Raw genomic sequence first — 22,064 nt, forward strand, 5'->3', positions numbered from 1 at the left:
CACCCGTCGGATTCGCGGGTTGGGCGCGCTATGCCAGGCTGCGGTAGAACTGCCGATCCGCTTCCTGCATGGGGAAGTCGTCCAGGCTCAGGTCGGTCCGGCAGCGTGGGTCGCGCAGGTAATTGCGCTTGCTGACGGTGTTCTGCTCGAAGGCGAGCGCCAGGTGGATGCGTCGTACGTCCGGGTGTTGCAGGACCTTGTCGCGGCGGATGAAGGCGGGCTCCTCCGCGGAGGCGGCGCCACTGTCGTAGGCGCGCTCGCCGAGCACGAAGCTCTTGTAGCAGAGCACGCCGTTGCAGCTCATGTGGTCGCGAACGGCGTTGATGAACAGCACGCGCTGGCCGCGCGCGTCGAAGTAGTAGTCGTCGCCCGAGCCGGCGAAGCAGGCGTCGCTGCTTCGCAGCAGGTCGGTCATGTCCTGCACGTAGCGGGGGCCGTACCAGTCGTCATCATCCATGCTGCAGATGATGTCGGCGCCCCAGGCCTGGGCCAGGCGGTTGAGTCTGTTGCGCTTCTCGCCCAGCGGCGTGCGCGTGGCGAGCCAGTGGTACTCCAGGTCCGGTGCGTCGTTGAAGAACGCATGCTGGCTGCGCGTGGCGCTGTCGTCGAGAACGAACCAGCGCAGCGCGGCGCAGCTGTGCTGCTGGGCGCGGAAATAGCGCAGGCTCTGGCCGAGGAAGCGATCACGCTCATAGGTGGGGGTGACTACGGCGACCTTGAGTTCGGCCAGGGGTTTGTTCAGGCGGTGCAGCAGCATGGAGTTTCCTCGGCGATCGGTCGGTGCGCCCGACCAACTCGGTATAGCGCCAAGGGCCGCGGCTGCCAATCTCTGCGGCCACACAGCAGCGTGCCTGGCGGCAACGACGGGGGCAGCGAATCGGCGAGGCGGCCGGCAGCCCGGAGGTACCCGTGGCGGGAAGCGGCGCAGGATGGCGAACGAGGGGCGGAGGATAATCGAGGGTTCCGGTGGCTGGGCGCCAACCCGGAAAATGCTGACTGGCAGATGGGAGGTGTCCGACCCGGACACCTCCGCTGCCTGGCGGATCAGCCTTCGCCGCGCTCGCGGGCGATGGCGCGGTAGCCGATGTCCGTGCGGTAGAAGCTGCCGTTCCAGCGAATCTTCTCGGCCAGGCGGTACGCCTGTTGCTGCGCCGAGGAGACGGTCGGGCCGATGGCGGTGGCGCACAGCACGCGGCCGCCGGCGGTGACGATCTGGCCGTCCTTCAGCGCGGTGCCGGCGTGGAACACCTTGCCGTCGAGCTGGGCGGCGTCGTCCAGGCCCTCGATGACGTCACCCTTGGCGTAGTCGCCCGGGTAGCCGCCAGCGGCGATCACCACGCCCACGGTGGGGCGCGGGTCCCAGGTGGCTTCGACCTTGTCCAGCGCCTTGGCCAGGGCGGCCTCGACCAGCAGGACCAGGGACGACTCCAGGCGGACCATGATCGGCTGGGTTTCCGGGTCGCCGAAGCGGCAGTTGAACTCGATGACCTTCGGCGCGCCGCTCTTGTCGATCATCAGGCCGGCGTAGAGGAAGCCGGTGTAGACATTGCCTTCCTCGGCCATGCCGCGCACGGTCGGGTAGATCACTTCGTCCATCACGCGCTGGTGTACGGCAGGGGTGACCACCGGCGCCGGGGAGTACGCGCCCATGCCGCCGGTGTTCGGGCCGCTGTCGCCGTCGCCGACGCGCTTGTGGTCCTGGCTGGTGGCCATGGGCAGCACGTTCTGGCCGTCGACCATGACGATGAAGCTGGCTTCCTCGCCGTCGAGGAACTCCTCGATCACCACGCGGGAACCGGCGTCACCGAAGGCGTTGCCGGCGAGCATGTCGCGCACGGCGTCCTCGGCTTCGGCCAGGGTCATGGCGACGATCACGCCCTTGCCCGCGGCCAGGCCGTCGGCCTTGATCACGATGGGCGCGCCTTTCTCTTTCAGGTAGGCCAGCGCCGGCTCGACTTCGGTGAAGTTCTGGTAGTCGGCGGTGGGGATCTTGTGGCGTGCGAGGAAGTCCTTGGTGAAGGCCTTGGAGCCTTCCAGCTGGGCGGCGCCGGCGGTGGGGCCGAAGATGTCCAGGCCACGGGCGCGGAACAGGTCGACCACGCCTTTGACCAGCGGCGCCTCGGGGCCGACGATGGTCAGCTGCACGTTCTTCGCGGCGAAATCGGCCAGCTCTTCCAGGGCCAGCACGTCGATGGCGACGTTCTCGCACTTGGCTTCGGTGGCGGTGCCGGCGTTGCCCGGCGCAACGAAGACCTTCTGCACGCGCGAATCCTGCGCGACCTTCCAGGCCAGCGCGTGCTCGCGACCGCCGCTGCCGATGATGAGTACGTTCATTGGAGTTCTCCTGAACTGTTCCGGCTTGGCCGGATTGTCGGGTATAGCTTCGCTCCACCCAACCTACGAATTCTCACGACCAGTCCGCTCTTCACGACCGATCTCAAGGGGCGCGATGAAGCGGGTAGATGCAAGGCGCCCGAGCGTTCACCAAGCGGAGTTGCCTACTGGCAATGAGCATTGGGGAACGTTCGGGCAACGCAGCAGATGCCTGCTTCAGTGCGTCCGATCCACCTTAATGGCGGAAGTGGCGCATGCCGGTGAACACCATCGCAATGCCGGCTTCGTCCGCTGCGGCGATCACCTCGTTGTCACGCATCGAGCCGCCCGGCTGAATCACCGCGGTGATGCCGGCCTTGGCAGCGTTGTCGATGCCGTCGCGGAACGGGAAGAAGGCGTCGGATGCCATGACCGCGCCTTTCACTTCCAGGCCGGCGTGCTCGGCCTTGATGGCGGCGATGCGGGCGGAGTTCACGCGGCTCATCTGGCCGGCGCCGACACCGACGGTCTGGCGGTTCTTGGCGTAGACGATGGCGTTGGACTTGACGAACTTGGCGACTTTCCAGGCGAAGATCAGGTCATGGATTTCCTGCTCGCTCGGGGCGCGCTGGGTGACGATCTTCAGGTCGTCGGCGGTGATCATGCCGATGTCGCGGCTCTGCACCAGCAGGCCGCCGTTGACGCGCTTGAAGTCCCAGCCCGGCGCACGCTCGGCCGGCCACTCGCCGCACTCCAGCAGGCGCACGTTGGCCTTGGCAGCGACCACGGCGCGGGCGGCTTCGGAGACTTTCGGGGCGATGATGACTTCGACAAACTGGCGCTCGACGATGGCCTGGGCGGTGTCGCCGTCCAGTTCGCGGTTGAAGGCGATGATGCCGCCGAAGGCGGATTCGGTGTCGGTGGCGTAGGCCAGGTCATAGGCCTTGCGGATGCCGCCTTCGTTTTCGGGCACCACGGCCACGCCGCACGGGTTGGCGTGCTTGACGATGACGCAGGCCGGCTTGACGAAGCTCTTCACGCATTCCAGTGCAGCGTCGGTGTCGGCCACGTTGTTGAACGACAGTTCCTTGCCTTGCAGCTGGATGGCGGTGGAGACGCTGGCCTCGCCCTTCTTCGCCTCGACGTAGAAGGCCGCGCTCTGGTGCGGGTTCTCGCCGTAGCGCATTTCCTGCGCCTTGATGAACTGGCTGTTGAAGGTGCGCGGGAAGGCGCCGCGGTCTTCGGTGGAGAGGGTGTCGCGCGCCTGGTCGATGGTGCCCAGGTAGTTGGCGATCATGCCGTCGTAGGCCGAGGTGTGCTCGAAGGCCTTCAGGGCCAGGTCGAAGCGCTGGGCGTAGGTCAGGCCGCCGGCCTTCAGCGCGCCGACGATGCCGGCGTAGTCGCTGGCGTTGACCACGATGGCGACGTCCTTGTGGTTCTTCGCCGCGCTGCGGACCATGGTCGGGCCGCCGATGTCGATGTTCTCGATGGCGGTCGGCAGGTCGCAGTCGGGCTTGGCCACGGTCGCTTCGAACGGGTACAGGTTGACCGCCACCAGGTCGATCGGCTTGATGCCGTGCTGCTCCATCACTGCGCCGTCGAGGTCGCGACGGCCGAGGATGCCACCGTGGATCTTCGGGTGCAGGGTCTTCACGCGGCCGTCCATCATTTCCGGGAAGCCGGTGTAGTCGGCCACTTCCACGGCGGCGATGGCGTTGTCCTTGAGCAGCTTGTAGGTGCCGCCGGTGGACAGGATCTCCACGCCAAGGGCAGCCAGCTCACGGGCGAAATCGACGACGCCGGTCTTGTCGGAAACGCTGATCAGCGCACGGCGGACGGGCAGGCGGGTGGTTTGGTCGGTCATAACGGCTTCCACAAAGGCTTCGGGCTTTTCGCGTGTCAGGCGTGGGCCCGGCTGACCTTGCGGTCGCGGGCCAACGCCTGCCACCAGTCAGAGAAGATCGTACTGCTTGAGTTTCTTGCGCAGGGTCCCGCGGTTCAGCCCCAGCAGTTCGGAGGCTTTGGTCTGGTTACCCTTCACGTAGTTCATGACGGTTTCCAGCAGCGGCGCTTCGACTTCGCAAAGCACCATGTTGTACACGTCCGTGACCGGCTGCCCTTCGAGATGGGCGAAATAGTTGTGCAGAGCCTTTTCCACGCTGTCGCGGAGGGTCTGACCCTCCTGCGTCGGAGTGGTCAGGTGCTGTTTAAGGTTGGCGTTGTCGCTCACGGGTGTCATTCCACTCACTAATGTCTCGGTCATCGTTGTCATGCGGCCACCCCTTCTCCGTTATTGTGGCGCTCGGCGAAGAACTGCCTGACGCTGGCGCTTTGTGCATCCGTGTCCTGCAAACGATTGAACTGGGTGCGGAACTCCGCCGCGCCCGGTAGGGTTGCGAGGTACCAGCCCACATGCTTGCGGGCAATTCGCACACCCATTTCCTCCCCATAAAACGCATGCAATGCAGCGAGGTGTTCGAGCAGGATGCTCTCCACTTCGTGCAGACTCGGCGCCGGCAAGGTCTCACCGGTGCTCAGGTAATGATCGATCTCGCGGAAGATCCAGGGCCTGCCCTGGGCGGCGCGGCCGATCAGCAGGGCATCGACGCCCGTCTGCTCGAACACCTGCCGTGCCTTGCGCGGCGAATCGATATCACCGTTGGCGAAGACCGGAATCGAAACCGCCTGCTTGATCGCCGCGATGGTTTCGTACTCCGCCTCGCCGGTGTAGAGGTCGGCACGGGTCCTGCCATGGACCGCCAGCGCCTGGATGCCCGACTGCTCGGCGATCCGCGCCACCGTCACACCGTTCTTGTTCGACCGGTCCCAACCGGTGCGAATCTTCAGGGTGACGGGAACCTCTACCGCCGCGACCACCGCCTCGAGGATGTCGGCCACCAGCCGTTCATCCTTCATCAGCGCGGAACCCGCGGCCTTGTTGCACACCTTCTTTGCCGGGCAGCCCATGTTGATGTCGATGATCTGCGCGCCCAGCTCCACATTGCAGCGCGCGGCCTCCGCGAGCATCTGCGGGTCGCCGCCGGCGATCTGCACCGAACGCGGCTGGTCCTCGTGGTCGTGCTGCAGGCGCAGGCGCGACTTGCGGCTGTTCCACAGGCGAACGTCGCTGGTGACCATTTCCGAGACCACCATGCCGGCGCCGAGGCGGCGGCACAGCTGGCGGAACGGACGATCAGTGACGCCGGCCATCGGGGCCAGGATCAGTCTGTTGGGCAATGTGTAGGAGCCGATGCGTACCACCGACTGGTTTTCCATGGTCAATGGGGCACAAACACCGAGGCGCCGCGCGTTACGGACTCGCGGGTGCGTTTCGGGGCGTGCCACCGGTGCTAGCAAAAAAGGGAGGGCATGATACCCGCTCTCGATGACCGGATAAAGGCGATTTTGGATAAATTCTGAACAGCTGCGGGCTTAGCACCCAAGGTAGGAAGACGAGCGGAACTGGCGCGCTCAGGCGCTTTGAGCTACCCGCCGGGTCATTCCGGCGAGTGGAAGCTCAGGCTGTAGTTCACCGCCTTCGGACCCGGGTCGAGGATGTCCAGGGAGATGTGGATCGGCGTCTGCGGCGGCATCTCGCTCTGCCCGGCCAGTTCGCCGGAGAGGTACTCGCTGGGCTTGAAGCGGCGGCTGGCGATCAGCTGGCCGTTGAGGTCGGCGAAACGCATCTCCAGCAGCGGGAAGGGCTGGGAGAAGTTGGCGCGGTTGTAGATGATCGCGTCCACCACCAGGGCGCCGCTGAAGTCCGGGTGGCTGCGCACCACGAGGTTGCTGCTGCGGATCTGTTCCACGTCGACCTTGGAGGGCAGGGTGCAACCCAGCTCCGGGCAGACCTGGGCAAACCAGGGGCGGTACTGGTCCTGGCGGGCCAGTTCCTCGAAGTGATAGGCGATGTACTGGCCGGCGAGACCCCCCAGGGCCAGCAGCACCAGCAGCAGCCAGAACAGGCGGCGGCCCCAGCGGCGCTTGGGTTTCTGCCAGTCCAGTTGCAGGGGTTCGTCGCTCAGGTCGTGCAGGCCGTCGGTGCCCAGGCCCGGCTCGGCACGACGGCTGTCGCCGCGCGCGTCGGCCAGCGGCGGCTCGTCGTCCGGCTCGTCGACAGCGTCGGGCTCGTCGTCATCGCGGCGGGCGCTGAAGGCGGGCAGCGGTTCGTCGTCGGTCTCGGCGCGCAGGGGCGCCGGGTCGATGCGGGGTTCGTCATCGGGCTCGTGCGCATCCGGCTCGGGCTCCTTGTCGGCCACCAGGCGTGCGCTGGCGGGCGGCTCGTCCGGCTCCTCGACGGGTAGCCGGCCGAAGCTGGGCTCCTGGCGGGTCGCGCGGCTGGCGCCGTTCTGCTCTTCTTCCAGCAGGGCTTCGGCCCAGCGCTCGTCGTGCGGGTCGCGCTTCTCTTCCTGGCGGCTCTGCAGGGCCTCGCTGGGGCGCGGCGCCTTGTCGATGCTGAGAAATTCCTGGGTCAGCTCGAATTCATCGAGCTTGGCCAGTTCCTCGTCGAGGTTGAGGCTGTCCAGGTCGAGATCGTCGTGGATCCACAGCGTCTCGTCTTTTTTCGCCGGCGCGGCGACAGGCTTGGCCGGCTCGCTGCTGACGGTGGCCGCCGGGGCGATCACCGCGCTCGCCGCAACGCTGGCCGCGGGGGCGGCCGGCGGCGTGGGTTGTGCTTGGACCCTGGGCTCGGCGCTGGCGGGCTTTTCCGCCACATCGCTGGAGTGCCGCGCGGCATGGGGCGCCAGGGGCCAGCCGAGGGTGGCGGTGCCGGGAGCGCTGGGGGCTGCGGGCTTTTCCGGGGTGAAGGGCGTGAAGGCCGGCGGCGGAACCGGCGCCGGGGCTTTCGCCACGGGCGCTGCTGCCGGCGGTTGCGCCGCCGCTGCTGGCGTCGATGCCGGCGTCAGGGGCGGTTCGCCCACCAGGTTCTGCGGGGCGTTGAAGACCTTCAGGCAGGTTCCGCAGCGCACAGCACCGCTGGCCGCACCCAGTTGCGTCGCGTTGACGCGGAAACGGGTCTGGCAATGGGGGCACTGTGTGATGAAGCTGTCGCTCATGCGGCGGTCCGGCGGAAAAAACAGGCGGTTAGTCTAACTCAAGCCCTTTGCGGCGGGCACTCAGCGGCGGCGGCCGGTGATGCGGATCCAGCCTTCGCGCTCGGCGGTCGGGTCGAGGTCGAAAGCGCTCGCATAGGCGGCGCGCACTTCCTCGGCCTGCTCGGCGAGAATGCCCGAGAGGGCCAGCAGGCCACCGGGTTTCACCAGGCCGGTGAGCTGCTCTGCCAATGTGACCAGCGGACCGGCCAGAATGTTCGCCACCAGGACGTCCGCTGGCGCCTTGGGCAGATCAGCGGGCAGGTAGACGGGGAATTTCGCCGGGTCGATGCCGTTGCGCGAGGCGTTGTCGCGCGAGGCTTCCAGCGCCTGCGGGTCGATATCGGTGCCCACCGCCTGCTCGGCGCCCAGCAGCAGCGCGGCGATGGCGAGGATGCCCGAGCCACAGCCGAAATCGAGGACGTTCTGGCCGGCCAGTTCCTGGCCGTCGAGCCATTCCAGGCACAGTGCGGTGGTCGGGTGGGTGCCGGTGCCGAAGGCGAGGCCAGGGTCGAGCAGCAGGTTCACCGCGTGCGGCTCCGGGGCGTCGTGCCAGCTGGGGACGATCCACAGGCGGCGGCCGAAGCGCATCGGCTTGAAGTTGTCCATCCAGCTGCGCTCCCAGTCCTGGTCCTCGATGCGCTCGATCTCGTGCTGCGGCAGCTCGCCGCCGGTGAGCAGGGACAGGTGGGCGACCAGGGCCGTCTCGTCGGTATCGGCCTCGAACAGCGCCAGCAGGTGGGTGTGGCTCCACAGCGGGGTGGTGCCCAGGTCCGGCTCGAAGATCGGCTGGTCTTCGGCGTCCATGAAGGTCACCGAGACGGCGCCGACTTCCAGCAGCGCATCTTCGTAGGTTTCCGCCTGATCCGGGGTGATGGCGAGTCGGACTTGGAGCCAGGGCATGGGGCGGGACCTCGATAGTGCGGCAGTGCGGCTGGAAAAGACCACGGCCCGCCTGGGCGGCCCGTCGATAAAGGCGGCAAGCTTACTGCACGGCACCGCGCCGCACCAGCGGGCCACAAAGCACAAGGGCCGCCCGGAGGCAGCCCTTGTGGAGGGAGCGAGAAAGGCGCGACAGGCTTAGTGCTTGTCCATGCCCAGCTTCTTCTCCAGGTAGTGGATGTTCACGCCACCCTTGCAGAACTCCTTGTCGCGGACCAGCTCCTTGTGCAGCTCGGTGTTGGTCTTGATGCCATCGACGATCAGCTCGTCCAGCGCGTTGCGCATGCGCGCCATGGCTTCATCGCGGTCCTTGCCGTAGGTGATGATCTTGCCCACCAGCGAGTCGTAGTTCGGCGGTACGGCGTAGCCGCTGTACAGGTGCGAATCCACGCGCACGCCGTTGCCGCCGGGTGCGTGGAAGTGCTTCACCTTGCCGGGGCTGGGCATGAAGGTCTTCGGGTCTTCGGCGTTGATCCGGCATTCCAGCGCATGGCCACGGATGACCACGTCTTCCTGCTTGATCGACAGCTTGTTGCCCGAGGCGATGCTGAGCATCTCCTTGACGATGTCGATACCGGTGACCATCTCCGACACCGGATGCTCCACCTGCACGCGGGTGTTCATCTCGATGAAGTAGAAGCGGCCGTTCTCGTAGAGGAACTCGAAGGTGCCGGCGCCACGGTAGCCGATTTCCACGCAGGCCTGGACGCAGCGGGCCAGCACTTCGGCGCGGGCCTTCTCGTCGATGCCCGGGGCGGGGGCTTCTTCCAGCACCTTCTGGTGACGACGCTGCAGGGAGCAGTCGCGGTCGCCCAGGTGGATGGCGTTGCCCTGGCCGTCGGAGAGCACCTGGACTTCCACGTGGCGCGGGTTGGTCAGGAACTTCTCCAGGTAGACCATCGAGTTGCCGAAGGCTGCGCCCGCTTCGGTGCGGGTCAGCTTGGCGGACTTGATCAGGTCTTCCTCGTGGTGCACGACGCGCATGCCGCGACCACCGCCGCCACCGGCGGCCTTGATGATCACGGGGTAGCCTACCTCGCGGGCGATGGCCAGCGCGGTCTCTTCGTCCTCGGGCAGCGGGCCGTCCGAGCCCGGTACGGTCGGCACGCCGGCTTTCTTCATGGCGTCCTTGGCGGACACCTTGTCACCCATCAGGCGGATGACCTCGGCGCTCGGGCCGATGAAGGTGAAGCCCGAGCGCTCGACCTGCTCGGCGAAGTCGGCGTTCTCGGCCAGGAAGCCGTAGCCGGGGTGGATACCCACGGCGCCGGTGACCTCGGCCGCGGCGATGATCGCCGGGATGTGCAGGTAGGACTGCGCGGCCGGGGCCGGACCGATGCAGACCGCTTCGTCGGCCAGCGACAGGTGCATCAGCTCGCGGTCGGCGGTCGAGTGCACGGCCACCGTCTTGATGCCCAGCTCCTTGCACGCGCGCAGGATACGCAGCGCGATTTCGCCGCGGTTGGCGATCAGTACTTTTTCCAACATCGCAGGTTCCCCGCGGTTTAAACGATGGTGAACAGGGGCTGGTCGAACTCGACCGGCTGGCCGTTCTCCACGAGGATCTGACCGATCACGCCGCTGGTCTCGGCCTCGATGTGGTTCATCATCTTCATGGCTTCGACGATGCAGAGGATGTCGCCTTTCTTCACGCTCTGGCCGACTTCGACGAAGTTGGCGGAGGTCGGCGAAGCAGCGCGGTAGAAGGTGCCGACCATCGGCGAGCGCACGGCGCCGGCCAGGTTCTGCGCAGCCGGGGCGGCTTCGGCGGCCGGAGCGGCAGCCGCTGCGGCGGGGGCGGCGACCGGAGCCGGCGCCGGCGCGTAGGCCGGGGCGGCGGCATAGACCGGCTGGGCGGCGGTCTTGCTGTGGCGGCTGATGCGTACGGACTCTTCGCCCTCTTTGATTTCCAGTTCGTCGATGCCGGATTCTTCGAGCAGTTCGATCAGTTTCTTGACTTTACGGATGTCCATCAGTGTTCGCTCTCCCAGGTGAGGTCACGGGCGTTCAAGTTGTTCGAGGGCGGATTCCAGGGCCAGGCGGTAGCCTGTGGCGCCCAGACCGCAGATCACCCCTACCGCCACGTCGGAAAAGTAGGAGTGATGCCGGAAAGGTTCACGTTTGTGCACGTTGGAGAGGTGCACTTCGATGAATGGGATGCTCACTGCGAGCAATGCGTCACGTAGTGCGACACTTGTATGCGTGAAAGCGGCCGGATTGATGAGGATGAAGTCCACGCCTTCGTTGCGCGCGGCGTGGATCCGGTCGATCAGTTCGTACTCGGCGTTGCTCTGCAGGTGCAGCAGGTGGTGGCCGGCTTCGCGGGCGCGGCGCTCCAGGTCCTGGTTGATCTGCTCGAGGGTGACGGAGCCGTACTTGTCGGGCTCGCGGGTGCCCAGCAGGTTGAGGTTCGGCCCGTGCAGTACCAGTAAGGTCGCCATCTGGATGCGGTAGTCCTTGTTATTGGCGGGAAAAGATAGGGCGGGACTATGCCGGAAAGCCGGCGTGACTGTCCAGTCATGCCGGTTTTGCCGTAGATGTCAGCATGTTGCCAGCCGATTACGGCAGAACCGTTGCAATCAAACTGTGATCAGGAGCGCGTTCCAGCCTGTTTCAGGCGGTCGGCGAGGGTGGCTGCATCGGTTTCGCCGATGATGCGCAGATCGCTCCATTCGTCGCCCTTGGGCGAGAAGAACAGCAGCGCGGGCGGGCCGAACAGGTTGTAGCGGTCGAGCAGGGCGCGCTGCTCTTCGGTGCTGGCGGTCATGTCGAAGCGCAAGAGCACGAAGCCGGGCAGCTGCGACTGGACTTCCGGCGCGGGCAGTACCTGGCGCTCGATGATCTTGCAGCTGATGCACCAGTCCGCGTACCAGTCCAGCAGCACCGGCCGACCGGCGGCCTGGGCGCTGGCCAGGGCAGCGTTGAGCTGCGCCGGGGTGGTGATGTTCTGCCAGTCGCCGGGCGTGGAGCTGGGCGGGCCCGCATGCTGGCCAGGGCCGCTACGGCCCAGCGGGTGCAGCGGGTCGGACTCGCCGCGCAGGGCGCCGGTCCAGGCGGCCACGGCGTAGACCAGCAGCATCAGGCCGAACAGCTGGCCGAGGCGTTGCAGCGGCTTCTTCGGCCCCAGTTCCAGCGTGCCGATGGCCAGGGCGACGCCGCCTGCCAGGGTGCCCCAGAGGGTCAGCGCCACCGGCCCGGACACCAGGCGCTCGAGCATCCAGATGGCCACCGCCAGCAGCATGACGCCGAAGACGTTGCGCACGCCGTTCATCCAGGCGCCACTCTTGGGCAGCAGGGCACCGCCGCCGACGGCGAAGATCACCAGCGGGGTGCCCATGCCCAGACCGAGGGAGAACAGCAGCAGCCCGCCGCCCACCGCGTCGCCGGTGCTGCTGATGTACAGCAGCAGGCCGGCCAGCGGGGCGGTGACGCAGGGCGACACCAGCAGGCTGGAGAGCACGCCCAGGGTGGCCGCGCCGGCGATGGAGCCGCCGCGGGTGTTGTTCGCCATGGCGTCCAGGCGCTCGCGGACGAAGCCCGGCAGGCGTAGCTCGAACGCGCCGAACATGGCGATGGCGAAGACCACGAAGAAGGCCGCGAAGGGGATCAGTACCCAGGGCGACTGCAACATCGCCTGCAGGTTGAGCTTGGCGCCGAACAGGCCCATCAGCGTGCCGAGCACCGCGTAGCACGCCGCCATCGGCAATACGTAGGCCAGCGACAGCGCCAGCCCGCGCATGCCGCCCGGACGCCCGCGCAGCACGACGCCGGAGAGAATCGGCAGCATCGGCAGCACGCAGGGGGTGAAGGTCAGCGCCAGGCCCAGGAGGAAGAAGATCACCAGCGCGCGGCCGAGTTTCTTGATCTTGCCCGGCTCGTGGTCGCCCAGCAGGCTGGCCAGCGGGTTGCCCGACGCGGCGGGCTTGGCGCTGGCGGCGGGCGCGGGGCCGCTCACCACGCTGGCCGCCTGGCCGTCGGCGATCTGCAGGCGGGTGGTTTCCGGCGCGTAGCACAGGCCCTTGTCGGCGCAGCCCTGGTAGCTGACGACCAGGGTGAAGGGCTTGTGCTGCGGATTGACCAGCGGCACGTCGATGTCGGTGATGGCGTAGTAGACGACGGTATCGCCGAAATAGTCGTCGTGGTGCTGCTTGCCCGGCGGCAGCTTCACCTCGCCCACGCTCACGCCGCTGTCGGCAGGCTCGACCTTGAAGCTGAAGCGGTGCTGGTAGAGGTAGTAGCCGTCGGCGTTGATGAAGCGCAGCTTCACCTGCTGGCTGTCGCTGTCCTCCACGCTGACGCGGAAGGCCTCGGCCACCGGCAGGAAGTCGCCCTTGGCCGGTTGCCCGACGGCGAAGCCGCCCTTGTCGGCGGGTTTGTCGAACAGGCCGGCGGCAGCGGGCAGGGCGACCAGGAGCAGGAGCAGGGTAAGCAGGCGGCGCATGGACATCTCGCGGACTACGTGGTGGGCGGGCATATCGGTGGCGGGCATGATAGCGGAAAGCTCCCGGCCCGGCCCGAGGCGTTGCCGCAAGAGCTGTCACAAGACGTGATCGACGCTGTGGGACTGCGCCTACGTGGATCGGTTCCCGCCGCGCCGCTGCGTCAATCGGCCGCGTGCTGTCCGAAGGCGGCCAGCAGGTCGCTGACGAAGGCCTGCTCGGCGTCGCCGGGGTGGCGGCCGCGGTGACGGGTTAGGCTGAAGGCGACGTCGAAGCCCAGCTCGCCGGGCAGCAGTTCGCGCAATTGGCCGCGCTCGATCCACGGCTGGGCGACGTGCCGGGGCAGGTAGCCGACGTGCGCGCCGGAGAGGATGAACGCCAGGCTGCCGTCCACCTGCTCGCAACGGGCGCTGCTGCGGCTGGTCTGCAGCGGTTCGTCGGCGGCGATGAAGCGATAGGGATGGAGCACCTGGTCGGCGTCCGCCAGGGATTCGCGGGTCGGCTGCGGCTCGCTGAAGGCCGGATGTCCGGCGCCGCAGTAGAGCCCCTGCGCCTCGATGAACAGGGTGCGGTGCTCCAGCGCCGCCTGGGTGCCGGCGAAGTAGCCGACCGCCAGGTGCAGCCGGTCCTGCAGGAGCAGGCGCTCCAGCTCGGCGGGGGCGGCGGTGATCAGCTCCAGGTTCACGGCCTCGTTGCGCTGGCGGAAGCGGCGGATCGCCCCGGAGAGCTGCGCCAGGACTTCCACGTCCAGCCCCTCGGACAAGCCGATGCGCACCTCGCCCAGCAGCTTGTCCGCCACGCCGCGCGCCTCGTCGCGGAAGCCCTCGATGGCGACGAACAGCCGCCGCGTCGATTGCAGCAGGTGCTCGCCCTTGGGCGTCAGGCGGAAGCCGCCCTTGCCGCGCTCGCACAGGCGGTAGCCCAGGCGCGTCTCCAGCTTGGCCATCTGGATGCTGATGCTGGGCTGGCTCAGGCCCAGTTCGCCCTGCGCGGCGCTGAAGCCGCCGCACTCCACCACGGTGACGAACAGCCGCAGCAGTTGCAGGTCGAGGTCGCGCAATTGGCTGAGCATGGCCGTCTCCAAACATTGCTTCGATGAAATGCCAAAGTAATTAACTTTGTATTTTTGCAAAGTAAAGCCCGCCCCATGCTCGCCCCCATAACCACAACAACCCGAGGCGATGATCATGCGTGCGTTCTTCCGGGCTTCTCTCGCGGCGCTGGCCGTGGCCCTGGCCATGCCCCTGCCGGCGCAGGAGCGGGTGCTCAACCTGTACAACTGGGCGGATTACGTCGGCGCCGATGCCTTGCAGCGCTTCCAGACGGAAACCGGCATCCGCGTCAAATACGACACCTTCGACAGCGCCGAGGTGCTCGACAGCAAGCTGATGACCGGCCGCAGCGGCTATGACGTGGTCTTCCCCGCCAGCAGCGGCCTGGCCCGCGCCATCCAGGCCAAGGCGGTGCAGCCGGTGGACGGTGCGCAGCTGAAAAACCTCGCCAACCTCGACCCGGAACTGCTGGCCAAGCTCGCCGCCATCGACCCCGGCAATGGCTTCGGCGTGCCCTACACTTGGGGCACCGTGGGCCTGGCGATCAACAAAAACGAGGTGCTCAAGCGCATTCCCGACGCGCCGCTGGACAGCCTCGACCTGCTGTTCAAGCCCGAGTACGCCAGCCGCCTGGCCGATTGCGGCCTGTCGCTGATCGACTCGCCCCAGGAGGTCATCAGCGTGGCGCTCAATTACCTGGGCAAGCCGCCGTACAGCACCGACCCGGCGGACCTGGCCGAGGTCCGCCAGTTGCTGGAAAAACTGCAGCCCCACGTGCGTTACATCGCCAGCGGCAAGCACATCAACGACCTGGCCAACGGCACCCTGTGCGTCGCCTTGACCTATACCGGCGATGCCCTGATGGGCGCCGCGCAGGCCAAACAGGCGAACAAGCCGTTCGAGGTGATCTACCGGATTCCCCGCGAAGGCACGCTGCTCTGGTTCGACACGATGGCCATCCCCGTGGATGCCCCGCACCCGCAGGAGGCGCGCGCCTTCATCGATTTCATGCTGCGCCCGGAGTCCATCGCCGAGCTGACCAACACCCTGTACTTCGCCAACGCCAACCTCAAGGCCACGCCGCTGCTCAATGCCGACGTGGCCGGCGACCCGGACATCTACCCGCCTGCGGCCATGCGCCAGAAGTTGTTCGGCGAGCAGTTGCTGACCTTGAAACAGCAGCGCGAGCGGACGCGGCTGTGGTCGGCGTTTCGGACGCGGGGCTGAGCCCGACCACTGCCCGCGATCGCGCCCATGGGGCGCTCCCCTATCCGACACCGTGACCCACTGAAAACGAGGACACCATGGACCACGCCCACGACAACGACCAGGCCATCACCCGCGACAGCCTGTATGGCACCGCCGCCGAATCCACCTACGCCGGCATCACCAGCTTCATGCGCCGCCGCTACAGCCGCGACCTGCGCGGCGTCGACCTGGTGGTGAGCGGCGTGCCCTTCGATACCGCCACCACCAACCGCCCCGGCAGCCGCTTCGGGCCGCGGGCGATCCGCGCCGCCTCGGTGCAGATGGCCTGGGCGCGGCACTTCCCCTGGGAATTCGACCCCTTCGATCACCTGGCGGTGATCGACTACGGCGACTGCTCCTTCGACCACGGCGTGCCGCAGGAAACCCCGGACGTCATCGAAGCCCACGCCGCGCGCATCCTCGATGCCGGTTGCGCGCTGCTGACCCTGGGCGGCGACCACTTCATCAGCTATCCACTGCTCAAGGCCCACGCGAAGAAGCACGGAGCGCTGTCGCTGGTCCATTTCGACGCCCACAGCGACACCTGGCCGGACGAGGACGGCCAGCGCATCGACCATGGCACCATGTTCTACCACGCCGCCCGCGAAGGGCTGGTCGACCCGGCGCGCTCGGTGCAGGTCGGCCTGCGCACCACCAACGACGACGTGATGGGCTTCCAGGTGCTGGACGCGCGCGAAGTCCACCGCACGTCGCTGCAGGCCATTGCCGAACGCATCCGCGCGCGGGTGGGCGAGCACCCGGTGTACCTGACCTTCGATATCGACTGCCTCGACCCGGCGTTCGCCCCGGGCACCGGCACGCCGGTCTGCGGCGGGCTGAGTTCGCACCAGGCGCTGGAAATCCTCCGTGCCCTGCGCGGTATCAACCTGGTGGGGATGGACGTGGTGGAAGTCGCGCCGCCGTACGACAGCGCCGAGATCACCGCCCTGGCCGGCGCGACCCTGGCGATGGAGATGGTTTGCCTGTACGCGGCGCGGCACAAGCTGGGGGAGCGTTGAGCGCGGCCTGAACGGCGTTCGCGAGCAAGCTCGCTCCCACGAAGAGCGCCCCTTGTAGGACGAAGGGGCGCCATCGTTGTTGCTCGCGAATTGCTCCTGCACGGAATTGGCATTGTGCCGGGGCATGCCCTCACCCCAGCCCTCTCCCAGAGGGAGAGGGAGTCGTCCGTGCCGGCTGAGACTGAGGTGTCGTCCTGCACCGAGCGGTCCCCTCTCCCGCTTGCGGGAGAGGGTTAGGGTGAGGGGCTCTTTATCTTCAAGGACGGGTCATGGCCCTGTTCGCGCGGGGAGCGCTCCTACAGGTTGGGTCCGTCACACCCGAAACGCCCGCACAGCGGTATGCAACGCGCCGCCCAGCTCCTGCAACTGCTCGCCCTGGCTGCGGCCCTGGCCGATCAGTCGCAGGTTCTCGCTGCCCAGGGCGTGGATGCGCTCGCTGTGGGAGCGGATCTCGCTGACCGCGCCGCTCTGCTGGGCGGAGCTCTCGGCGATGCGCTCGGCCATGCTGGCGATGGTGCGGATGGCGCCGACCACCTCGTCCAGCGCGCCCTCGGCGGCACCGGCCTGGCTGGCGGTGACTTCCGCATGCTCCACCTGGCTGCGCATCGCCTCCACCGACTGCCGCGCGGCCTGCTGCAGGCGCGCGGTGAGCTGCTGGATCTCCTCGGTGGCGCCCGCGGTGCGCAGGGCCAGCGAGCGCACTTCCTCGGCCACCACGGCGAACCCCCGGCCCTGCTCGCCGGCGCGCGCGGCCTCGATGGCGGCGTTGAGCGCCAGCAGGTTGGTCTGTTCGGCGATGGAGCGGATCACCCCCAGCACGTTGGCGATGGTGGCCGACTCCTCCGCCAGGTTCTCGATGGCCTGGGCGTTGCTCTGCACTTCGTCCACCAGCGCGTGCATGCCGCTGAGACTGTTGCCGATCACCTGCTGGCCCTGCTCGACGGCCAGGCCGGCGGCGTGGCTGGCCGAGGCGGCCTGGCTGGCGTCGCCGGCCACCTGCTGGATCGCCGCTTCCATGTTGCCCAAGGCATCGCGGATCTCCCCGGTGTCGCTGGCCTGGCGCTCCGCGCCGGCATGCAGGCCGCCGGACAGTTCCGCCAGGGCGCGGCTGCTGCCGGCGACTTCCTCGGCGCGCTGGTGAATGGTGCCGACCAGGGTGCCGAGGAAGTCGCGCAGGCGGTTCAGCGATTCCTGCAACTCCAGCAGGTCGCGGGTGCGGGTGGCCAGCGCGATAGGGTGGGCGAAGTCGCCCCGCGCCCAGGTCGACAGGGCCGGCACCAGTTGACCGAGCACCCGTGCCAGGCGGCGTTGCAGGGTATCGATGAGCAGGGCGGTGGCGAGGATCAGGGCGATCAGCGCGCCCTGGATCACCCGCACCTGCGCCTGGATCTTCGCGCGCTCCCCGCGCACCTGCGGCTCCAGGGTCGCCAGGGCCTGCTGTACGGCGCCCAGGCGCTGGGCGGTGGCGTTGGCCAGTTCCTGGCGCTGGGCGATCAGTTGGCGGGTGCGGTTGAGTTCGTCCGGGTAGCGGCGCAGCACGCCGGCGAGGTCACGCTTGAGCGTCACGCCACGGTCTTCGCTGTGCGCCTGCGCGGCCGGCTGGGACTCCAGGCCCATCATCGCGGCGAAGTCGTCGGAAGCCGAAGCCTGCTGCTCCAGCACGCCGAGCAGCGGCAGGGCATCGATGCGCTCGGCCAGCTGGCGCAGGGTGTCCAGCTCGCGCTGGATGTCCTCGGCCAGCGCCGGGTTGCCGCTGTCCACCAGCTTGGCGCGGGCGTGGGCCAGGCGCGTCAGGTGCAGGCCGGCCTGCAGCAGCGGCGTGCGGTACTCGGCGGCCGCGGGGTTCTGGCTGGCATCGGCATAGGCGCCGAGCTGGTCCAGCGCCGCCAGCAGGTCACGTTCGGCCTGCAGCAGCAGGCCCTGGGGATCACCCGCCAGCTTGCCGGCGGCGAGCAACTGGTTGCCGCTGAACTGCTGCAGCTCGTCGAAGCTCTGGCCCAGCCGCTGGCGGAGGCTGTCCGGCAGTTGCGGCAGTTCGTTCGCCAGTTCGTCCAGCCCCTGCTGGGCGGCCTTCTGCTTGAGCGCGTCGCCGCTGGCCAGGTACGCCTGGATGTTCTGCGCCACCTGCCGCTCGAATCCCTGGGAGAGTTCCAGGTAACGGTCCATCAGGCTGAAGGGGCGCTCCAGGGCGCGTTGCGACCACCACAGGGTGGCGCCCAGGGCGAGGCAGACGAGCAGGAGCAGGACGGTGTTGAGGTTGGTGAGCAGCTTGAGGCGCATGGCAGGTCTCGACCGACGGCGAAAAAACGGCGAGCCCTGAAGCTATTGCAGTTTGGTTACTGGCTGATGACACGGTGCCAGCATTCGGTCGGGAAGCGCCGCGGCAGAGCGGCGGGGGTCAGGTGTAGACCTCGACGCGGTTTCGGCCGCCGTGCTTGGCGCGGTACAGGGCCTCGTCGGCCTGCTTGGCCAGGGTCTTGATGTCCATGTCCTCGCCCAGTTCGGCGATGCCGCAGCTGAAGGTGCAGGACAGGTCGTGGGGTTGCGCGGGGTAATGGATTTCGGCGAAGCGCTGGCGGATTTCCTCCAGCACCTTGCGCGCCGCGTCGGCGTCGGTATCGGGCAGCACCACGGCGAATTCCTCGCCGCCATAGCGGCCGATGTGATCGGTCTTGCGCAGGCGCTGCTTGAGGAACAGCGCCAGGCTCTTGATCACGCGGTCGCCCATGGGATGGCCGTAGGTGTCGTTGACCCGCTTGAAGTGGTCGATATCGAGCATCGCGAAGGTCAGCGGGCGCTCTTCGCGGCGTGCACGGAAGCGGGCGTCATCGAGCAGCTGCAAGGTGTGGGTGTGGTTGTACAGGCCGGTGAGGCTGTCGCGCACCATCCGCGCCTTCAGGCTGCGCGCGCGGGCGGCGCGGTTGCGCACGGTGGCGATCAGGTGGCGCGGCTTGATCGGCTTGGTGAGGAAATCGTCGCCGCCTTCGCTCATGGCGTCGAGCTGCTTGTCCAGGTCATCCTCGGCGGACAGGTAGATGATCGGCACGCTCACGTGGCGCTCGTGCTGACGGATCACCTTGGCCAGCTCGGTGCCCAGGCACTCGGGCATGTACATGTCGAGGATGATCAGGTCCGGCTGGAACTCGGCCAGCTCGGCCATCACCGACAGCGGCGCGGTGAGCGCGCGGGTGACGATGCCGGCGCTGTTGAGGACCATCTCGGTGTGCGCGGCCTGGGCGCGGGAATCGTCGACGATCAGCACGCGGAACGGCTCGTAGTGCGCCACGCGGGTCAGGGTCTCGATCTTCTCCAGCAGGCCGGAGGCGTCCAGCGCGCCGCTGAAGAAGTCCTGGCCACCGGCGCGGGCGGCGGCCAGGCGGGTCGGGGTGTCGGTTTCCTCGTGGCTGAAGAACAGCACCGGCAGCTTCTGCTTCAGGCCCGCCTGGGCCTCGTCGGCCAGCGCCAGGCCCTGGCCGCCGGCGAAGTCGATTTCCATGACGATGGCCGCCGGGTGGCGGTCGGCCATGGCGGCGCGGAAGGCGTTGGCGTGCTCGCAGGCCTGCGCGGCCATGCCGAAGAATTCCAGCTGCTGGGCCAGCCGCTCGGCGCGCTCCTGGTCCTGCAGGGCGAGGTAGACGGGCTTGCGCAGCGGCGGCAGGTGGGTCTGCTCGAACTGGTCGCCATGCCGCAGGCCGGTGCGCGACAGGCGCTGCATCAACCGGTTGAGTTCGGTGATCAGTTCGCTGGACAGGCGCCCGCGGTTGTCCTGCACGGCGCGCAGGCACTGGTCGATGCCCTTGGCCAGGTCGGCGTGTTCGGCCTGCTCGAAGCGTTCGGCGTAGCGCTGCAGGCGCAGGCAGGCCTCGGCCAGCTCGGCCATCCCGGCACTGTTCCACTCCGAGCGCGACAGGCGCTGCCAGACTTCCAGCAGGTGACGGGCCTGGTGGATCACCCGCTGGGCGAAGTGATGCTTGAGGCGGTCCAGGGAGGGATCATCGAGCTCGGTCATCGCGCGCTTCTTTATAGAGCCGTACCGGCGGCCTGCGGGGCGAAGATATTTCCGCCGTGATACACAGTGATGGCCCTATGCTACCAATCCTGGATGGCAATAACAGTGCCTTCGGTCAAACATCCGAAGCTTTGTAATTCGCACCATTACCGAGCACCATGCGCAGGGTAGGCTGCGCTGACCTGCCGCCGTGCGGCATGCTGGCGCCGGTGGGCCTAAAATCCCGGCACCCTGGGGCCGGTTGCAGGTCCAAGCTATCTTCGAATTCGGGACATCAAGGAACTTGCCATGTGGAACTGGAAGAAACGCGGCTCCGTGCGTGATCGCGTGAATGACTCGGTGGACGACGCGCGCGCCTACTTCGGCGGGCCCTGGCTGGGCCGCGTGCTGGGTGGTCTGCTGGGCGTCTACCTGGTGATCTGCGGGGCCATCGGCTGGTACTGGAGCCAGGAGCCGGACCTCTTCCCCGTGCAGCAGAACGCTCAGGCCGCCGCCGAACGCGCGGGCCGGCAGATGGTGGTGGGCTACACCACCGTCGAAACCCTCAAGGAAGTGGTCGCCACGCTGCTCAACAAGCCCGGCGGCTACCTGTCCAACGACATCTTCCCGCCGGGCGTCTGGCTGGACAACATGCCCAGCTGGGAATACGGCGCGCTGGTCCAGGTGCGCGATCTGTCGCGCGCGCTGCGCAAGGACTTCGCCCGCTCCCAGTCGCAGTCCACCGAGGACGCGGACCTGGCGCGCGCCGAGCCGCGCTTCAACTTCGACAACAAGAGCTGGGCGCTGCCGTCCTCCGAGTCGGAGTACGCCGAGGGCATCAAGTCGCTGGACCGTTACCTCGCCCGCCTGTCCGCCGACCCCGCCGGCGCGCAGTTCTACGCCCGCGCCGACAGCCTGAACAACTGGCTGGGCGACGTCTCCACCCGCCTGGGCTCGCTGTCCCAGCGCCTCTCGGCCAGCGTCGGCCGGGTCAAGCTGAACACCAACATCACCCCGCTCAAGCCGGTCACCCCGGGCCAGGCGCCGGAAGTCGAGGAAGTGATCCAGGAAACCCCCTGGATGCAGATCGACAACGTGTTCTACGAAGCCCGTGGGCAGGCTTGGGCGCTGTCGCACATCCTGCGCGCCATCGAGGTGGACTTCGCCGACGTGCTGGCGAAGAAGAACGCCACCGTCAGCGTGCGCCAGATCATCCGCGAGCTGGAGGCCGCCGAGGCGCCGCTGTGGAGCCCGATGGTCCTCAACGGCAGCGGCTTCGGCGTGCTGGCCAACCACTCGCTGGTCATGGCCAACTACATCTCCCGCGCCAACGCCGCAATCATCGACCTGCGCCAGCTGCTGGCCCAGGGCTGATCCATGGCGGCCATCAGCGACAGGGAAGCCGCCCACCGGGCGGCCTCCGACGCGGAGAAGATCGCCTGGGTCGACGATGACGACCAGCTGCTGGGCAGCCTGCCGCGCGCCGAGCTGCGCGCGCGCGGGCTGATCGGCCGGGGCACCTTCATCCTGCTGTTCAACTCCGCTGGCGAGCTGTGCGTGCACCGCCGCACCCTGAGCAAGGCGATCTACCCGGGCTATTGGGACCCGGCCGCCGGCGGCATGGTGCAGGCGGACGAGAGCTACGAGGCTTCCGCCGCCCGCGAGCTGGAAGAGGAGCTGGGCATTGCCGGCGTCGAACTCCGCGCGCATGGCACCTTCTTCTTCGACCAGCCGGACAACCGCCTGTGGTGCGCGGTGTTCTCCGCCGTGTCCGATGCGCCGTTGAAGCTGCAGCCCGAGGAAGTGCTGGAAGCGCGCTTCATCGACCCGCACCAGGTGCTGGCCGAGGCGAAGGCGGGCACGCCGTATTGCCCGGATTCGCTGGCGGCGTTGCGCAAGTACCTGGTGAGTTTCTAAGGAATTCGGAGCTGGCGTTGAGCAATCGCGGACGGAGTCCGCTCCTACGCCGT

The 22,064-nt window shown here is 67.7% G+C and carries 17 protein-coding genes and 1 pseudogene; 4 read left to right on the top strand and 14 right to left on the bottom strand.

Annotation, left to right across the window (positions count from 1 at the left end; all coding sequences use genetic code 11):
- Nucleotides 1-28: 28 nt before the first annotated feature.
- From ACNFIA_RS12545 to ACNFIA_RS12600, 12 genes are all read right to left on the bottom strand, one after another.
- Nucleotides 29-757 (bottom strand): glycosyltransferase family 2 protein, encoded by a 729-nt coding sequence (locus tag ACNFIA_RS12545; protein WP_259757567.1) that lies wholly within the window; start codon nucleotides 755-757, stop codon nucleotides 29-31.
- A 287-nt stretch (nucleotides 758-1,044) separates the two neighbouring features.
- Nucleotides 1,045-2,334 carry a phosphoribosylamine--glycine ligase gene (gene purD / locus ACNFIA_RS12550; RefSeq protein WP_416785186.1) on the bottom strand — a complete coding sequence of 430 codons (1,290 nt, stop codon included), beginning with the start codon at nucleotides 2,332-2,334 and terminating at the stop codon, nucleotides 1,045-1,047.
- 235 nt (nucleotides 2,335-2,569) lie between these two features.
- Complete coding sequence (gene purH, locus ACNFIA_RS12555) at nucleotides 2,570-4,177, bottom strand: bifunctional phosphoribosylaminoimidazolecarboxamide formyltransferase/IMP cyclohydrolase (protein ID WP_259757565.1); 1,608 nt, start codon at nucleotides 4,175-4,177, stop codon at nucleotides 2,570-2,572.
- 87 nt (nucleotides 4,178-4,264) lie between these two features.
- The gene (gene fis, locus ACNFIA_RS12560) at nucleotides 4,265-4,585 is read right to left on the bottom strand and encodes a DNA-binding transcriptional regulator Fis (protein WP_026078947.1); all 321 of its coding nucleotides are present in this window, start codon (nucleotides 4,583-4,585) and stop codon (nucleotides 4,265-4,267) included.
- Entirely contained in the window at nucleotides 4,582-5,589 is a 1,008-nt protein-coding gene (dusB, locus tag ACNFIA_RS12565) for a tRNA dihydrouridine synthase DusB (RefSeq protein WP_259757563.1), read from the bottom strand. Before dusB ends, fis begins: the two co-directional genes overlap by 4 nt.
- A gap of 221 nt (nucleotides 5,590-5,810) precedes the next feature.
- Nucleotides 5,811-7,370, bottom strand: a complete 1,560-nt coding sequence (locus ACNFIA_RS12570; RefSeq protein ID WP_416785188.1) for a DUF3426 domain-containing protein — start codon at nucleotides 7,368-7,370, stop codon at nucleotides 5,811-5,813.
- Nucleotides 7,371-7,430: 60 nt separating this feature from the next.
- Nucleotides 7,431-8,309: a 50S ribosomal protein L11 methyltransferase gene (gene prmA / locus ACNFIA_RS12575; RefSeq protein ID WP_416785190.1), complete on the bottom strand. Its 879-nt coding sequence runs from the start codon at nucleotides 8,307-8,309 to the stop codon at nucleotides 7,431-7,433.
- Between the two features lie 177 nt (nucleotides 8,310-8,486).
- The gene (gene accC, locus ACNFIA_RS12580; RefSeq protein ID WP_259757560.1) at nucleotides 8,487-9,836 is read right to left on the bottom strand and encodes an acetyl-CoA carboxylase biotin carboxylase subunit; all 1,350 of its coding nucleotides are present in this window, start codon (nucleotides 9,834-9,836) and stop codon (nucleotides 8,487-8,489) included.
- 17 nt (nucleotides 9,837-9,853) lie between these two features.
- A complete protein-coding gene (gene accB, locus ACNFIA_RS12585; protein WP_259757559.1) occupies nucleotides 9,854-10,321 on the bottom strand; it encodes an acetyl-CoA carboxylase biotin carboxyl carrier protein in 468 nt (155 codons plus the stop codon).
- Nucleotides 10,322-10,345: 24 nt separating this feature from the next.
- Nucleotides 10,346-10,789 (bottom strand): type II 3-dehydroquinate dehydratase, encoded by a 444-nt coding sequence (gene aroQ, locus ACNFIA_RS12590; RefSeq protein WP_192434396.1) that lies wholly within the window; start codon nucleotides 10,787-10,789, stop codon nucleotides 10,346-10,348.
- Nucleotides 10,790-10,938: 149 nt separating this feature from the next.
- On the bottom strand, nucleotides 10,939-12,789 hold the full coding sequence (locus ACNFIA_RS12595) for a protein-disulfide reductase DsbD (protein ID WP_416785445.1): 1,851 nt from the start codon (nucleotides 12,787-12,789) through the stop codon (nucleotides 10,939-10,941).
- Between the two features lie 161 nt (nucleotides 12,790-12,950).
- Nucleotides 12,951-13,859, bottom strand: a complete 909-nt coding sequence (locus tag ACNFIA_RS12600) for a LysR family transcriptional regulator (protein ID WP_416785193.1) — start codon at nucleotides 13,857-13,859, stop codon at nucleotides 12,951-12,953.
- 115 nt (nucleotides 13,860-13,974) lie between these two features.
- Between ACNFIA_RS12600 and ACNFIA_RS12605 the strand changes: the two genes are divergently transcribed.
- A complete protein-coding gene (locus tag ACNFIA_RS12605) occupies nucleotides 13,975-15,066 on the top strand; it encodes a polyamine ABC transporter substrate-binding protein (protein WP_416785195.1) in 1,092 nt (363 codons plus the stop codon).
- A gap of 77 nt (nucleotides 15,067-15,143) precedes the next feature.
- Nucleotides 15,144-16,106 (top strand): agmatinase, encoded by a 963-nt coding sequence (gene speB, locus ACNFIA_RS12610; RefSeq protein WP_416785197.1) that lies wholly within the window; start codon nucleotides 15,144-15,146, stop codon nucleotides 16,104-16,106.
- 312 nt (nucleotides 16,107-16,418) lie between these two features.
- On the opposite strand, the pseudogene ACNFIA_RS12615 reads toward speB, so the two are convergent.
- Nucleotides 16,419-16,934, bottom strand: a pseudogene (locus tag ACNFIA_RS12615) (methyl-accepting chemotaxis protein); the annotation flags it as partial.
- 1,570 nt (nucleotides 16,935-18,504) lie between these two features.
- Nucleotides 18,505-20,115 carry a diguanylate cyclase gene (locus ACNFIA_RS12620; protein ID WP_416785199.1) on the bottom strand — a complete coding sequence of 537 codons (1,611 nt, stop codon included), beginning with the start codon at nucleotides 20,113-20,115 and terminating at the stop codon, nucleotides 18,505-18,507.
- 288 nt (nucleotides 20,116-20,403) lie between these two features.
- On the opposite strand from ACNFIA_RS12620, the gene ACNFIA_RS12625 reads away from it, so the two are divergent.
- Together ACNFIA_RS12625 and ACNFIA_RS12630 are read left to right on the top strand one after the other, a co-directional pair.
- Nucleotides 20,404-21,468, top strand: a complete 1,065-nt coding sequence (locus ACNFIA_RS12625; RefSeq protein ID WP_259757553.1) for a DUF2333 family protein — start codon at nucleotides 20,404-20,406, stop codon at nucleotides 21,466-21,468.
- 3 nt (nucleotides 21,469-21,471) lie between these two features.
- Nucleotides 21,472-22,011 (top strand): NUDIX hydrolase, encoded by a 540-nt coding sequence (locus ACNFIA_RS12630; RefSeq protein WP_416785201.1) that lies wholly within the window; start codon nucleotides 21,472-21,474, stop codon nucleotides 22,009-22,011.
- The last annotated feature ends 53 nt before the right edge of the window (nucleotides 22,012-22,064 follow it).

This window comes from Pseudomonas sp. NY15437, assembly GCF_048068435.1.
In the GTDB taxonomy this organism is placed as follows: domain Bacteria; phylum Pseudomonadota; class Gammaproteobacteria; order Pseudomonadales; family Pseudomonadaceae; genus Pseudomonas; species Pseudomonas nitroreducens_B.

Excerpts from the sequence above, each read along its gene's own strand:
- ACNFIA_RS12545 (WP_259757567.1), bottom strand. The coding sequence starts at position 757 with ATGCTGCTGCACCGCCTGAACAAACCCCTGGCCGAACTCAAGGTCGCC.
- purD (WP_416785186.1), bottom strand. The coding sequence starts at position 2,334 with ATGAACGTACTCATCATCGGCAGCGGCGGTCGCGAGCACGCGCTGGCC.
- purH (WP_259757565.1), bottom strand. The coding sequence starts at position 4,177 with ATGACCGACCAAACCACCCGCCTGCCCGTCCGCCGTGCGCTGATCAGC.
- fis (WP_026078947.1), bottom strand. The coding sequence starts at position 4,585 with ATGACAACGATGACCGAGACATTAGTGAGTGGAATGACACCCGTGAGC.
- dusB (WP_259757563.1), bottom strand. The coding sequence starts at position 5,589 with ATGGAAAACCAGTCGGTGGTACGCATCGGCTCCTACACATTGCCCAAC.
- ACNFIA_RS12570 (WP_416785188.1), bottom strand. The coding sequence starts at position 7,370 with ATGAGCGACAGCTTCATCACACAGTGCCCCCATTGCCAGACCCGTTTC.
- prmA (WP_416785190.1), bottom strand. The coding sequence starts at position 8,309 with ATGCCCTGGCTCCAAGTCCGACTCGCCATCACCCCGGATCAGGCGGAA.
- accC (WP_259757560.1), bottom strand. The coding sequence starts at position 9,836 with ATGTTGGAAAAAGTACTGATCGCCAACCGCGGCGAAATCGCGCTGCGT.
- accB (WP_259757559.1), bottom strand. The coding sequence starts at position 10,321 with ATGGACATCCGTAAAGTCAAGAAACTGATCGAACTGCTCGAAGAATCC.
- aroQ (WP_192434396.1), bottom strand. The coding sequence starts at position 10,789 with ATGGCGACCTTACTGGTACTGCACGGGCCGAACCTCAACCTGCTGGGC.
- ACNFIA_RS12595 (WP_416785445.1), bottom strand. The coding sequence starts at position 12,789 with ATGCGCCGCCTGCTTACCCTGCTCCTGCTCCTGGTCGCCCTGCCCGCT.
- ACNFIA_RS12600 (WP_416785193.1), bottom strand. The coding sequence starts at position 13,859 with ATGCTCAGCCAATTGCGCGACCTCGACCTGCAACTGCTGCGGCTGTTC.
- ACNFIA_RS12605 (WP_416785195.1), top strand. The coding sequence starts at position 13,975 with ATGCGTGCGTTCTTCCGGGCTTCTCTCGCGGCGCTGGCCGTGGCCCTG.
- speB (WP_416785197.1), top strand. The coding sequence starts at position 15,144 with ATGGACCACGCCCACGACAACGACCAGGCCATCACCCGCGACAGCCTG.
- ACNFIA_RS12620 (WP_416785199.1), bottom strand. The coding sequence starts at position 20,115 with ATGACCGAGCTCGATGATCCCTCCCTGGACCGCCTCAAGCATCACTTC.
- ACNFIA_RS12625 (WP_259757553.1), top strand. The coding sequence starts at position 20,404 with ATGTGGAACTGGAAGAAACGCGGCTCCGTGCGTGATCGCGTGAATGAC.
- ACNFIA_RS12630 (WP_416785201.1), top strand. The coding sequence starts at position 21,472 with ATGGCGGCCATCAGCGACAGGGAAGCCGCCCACCGGGCGGCCTCCGAC.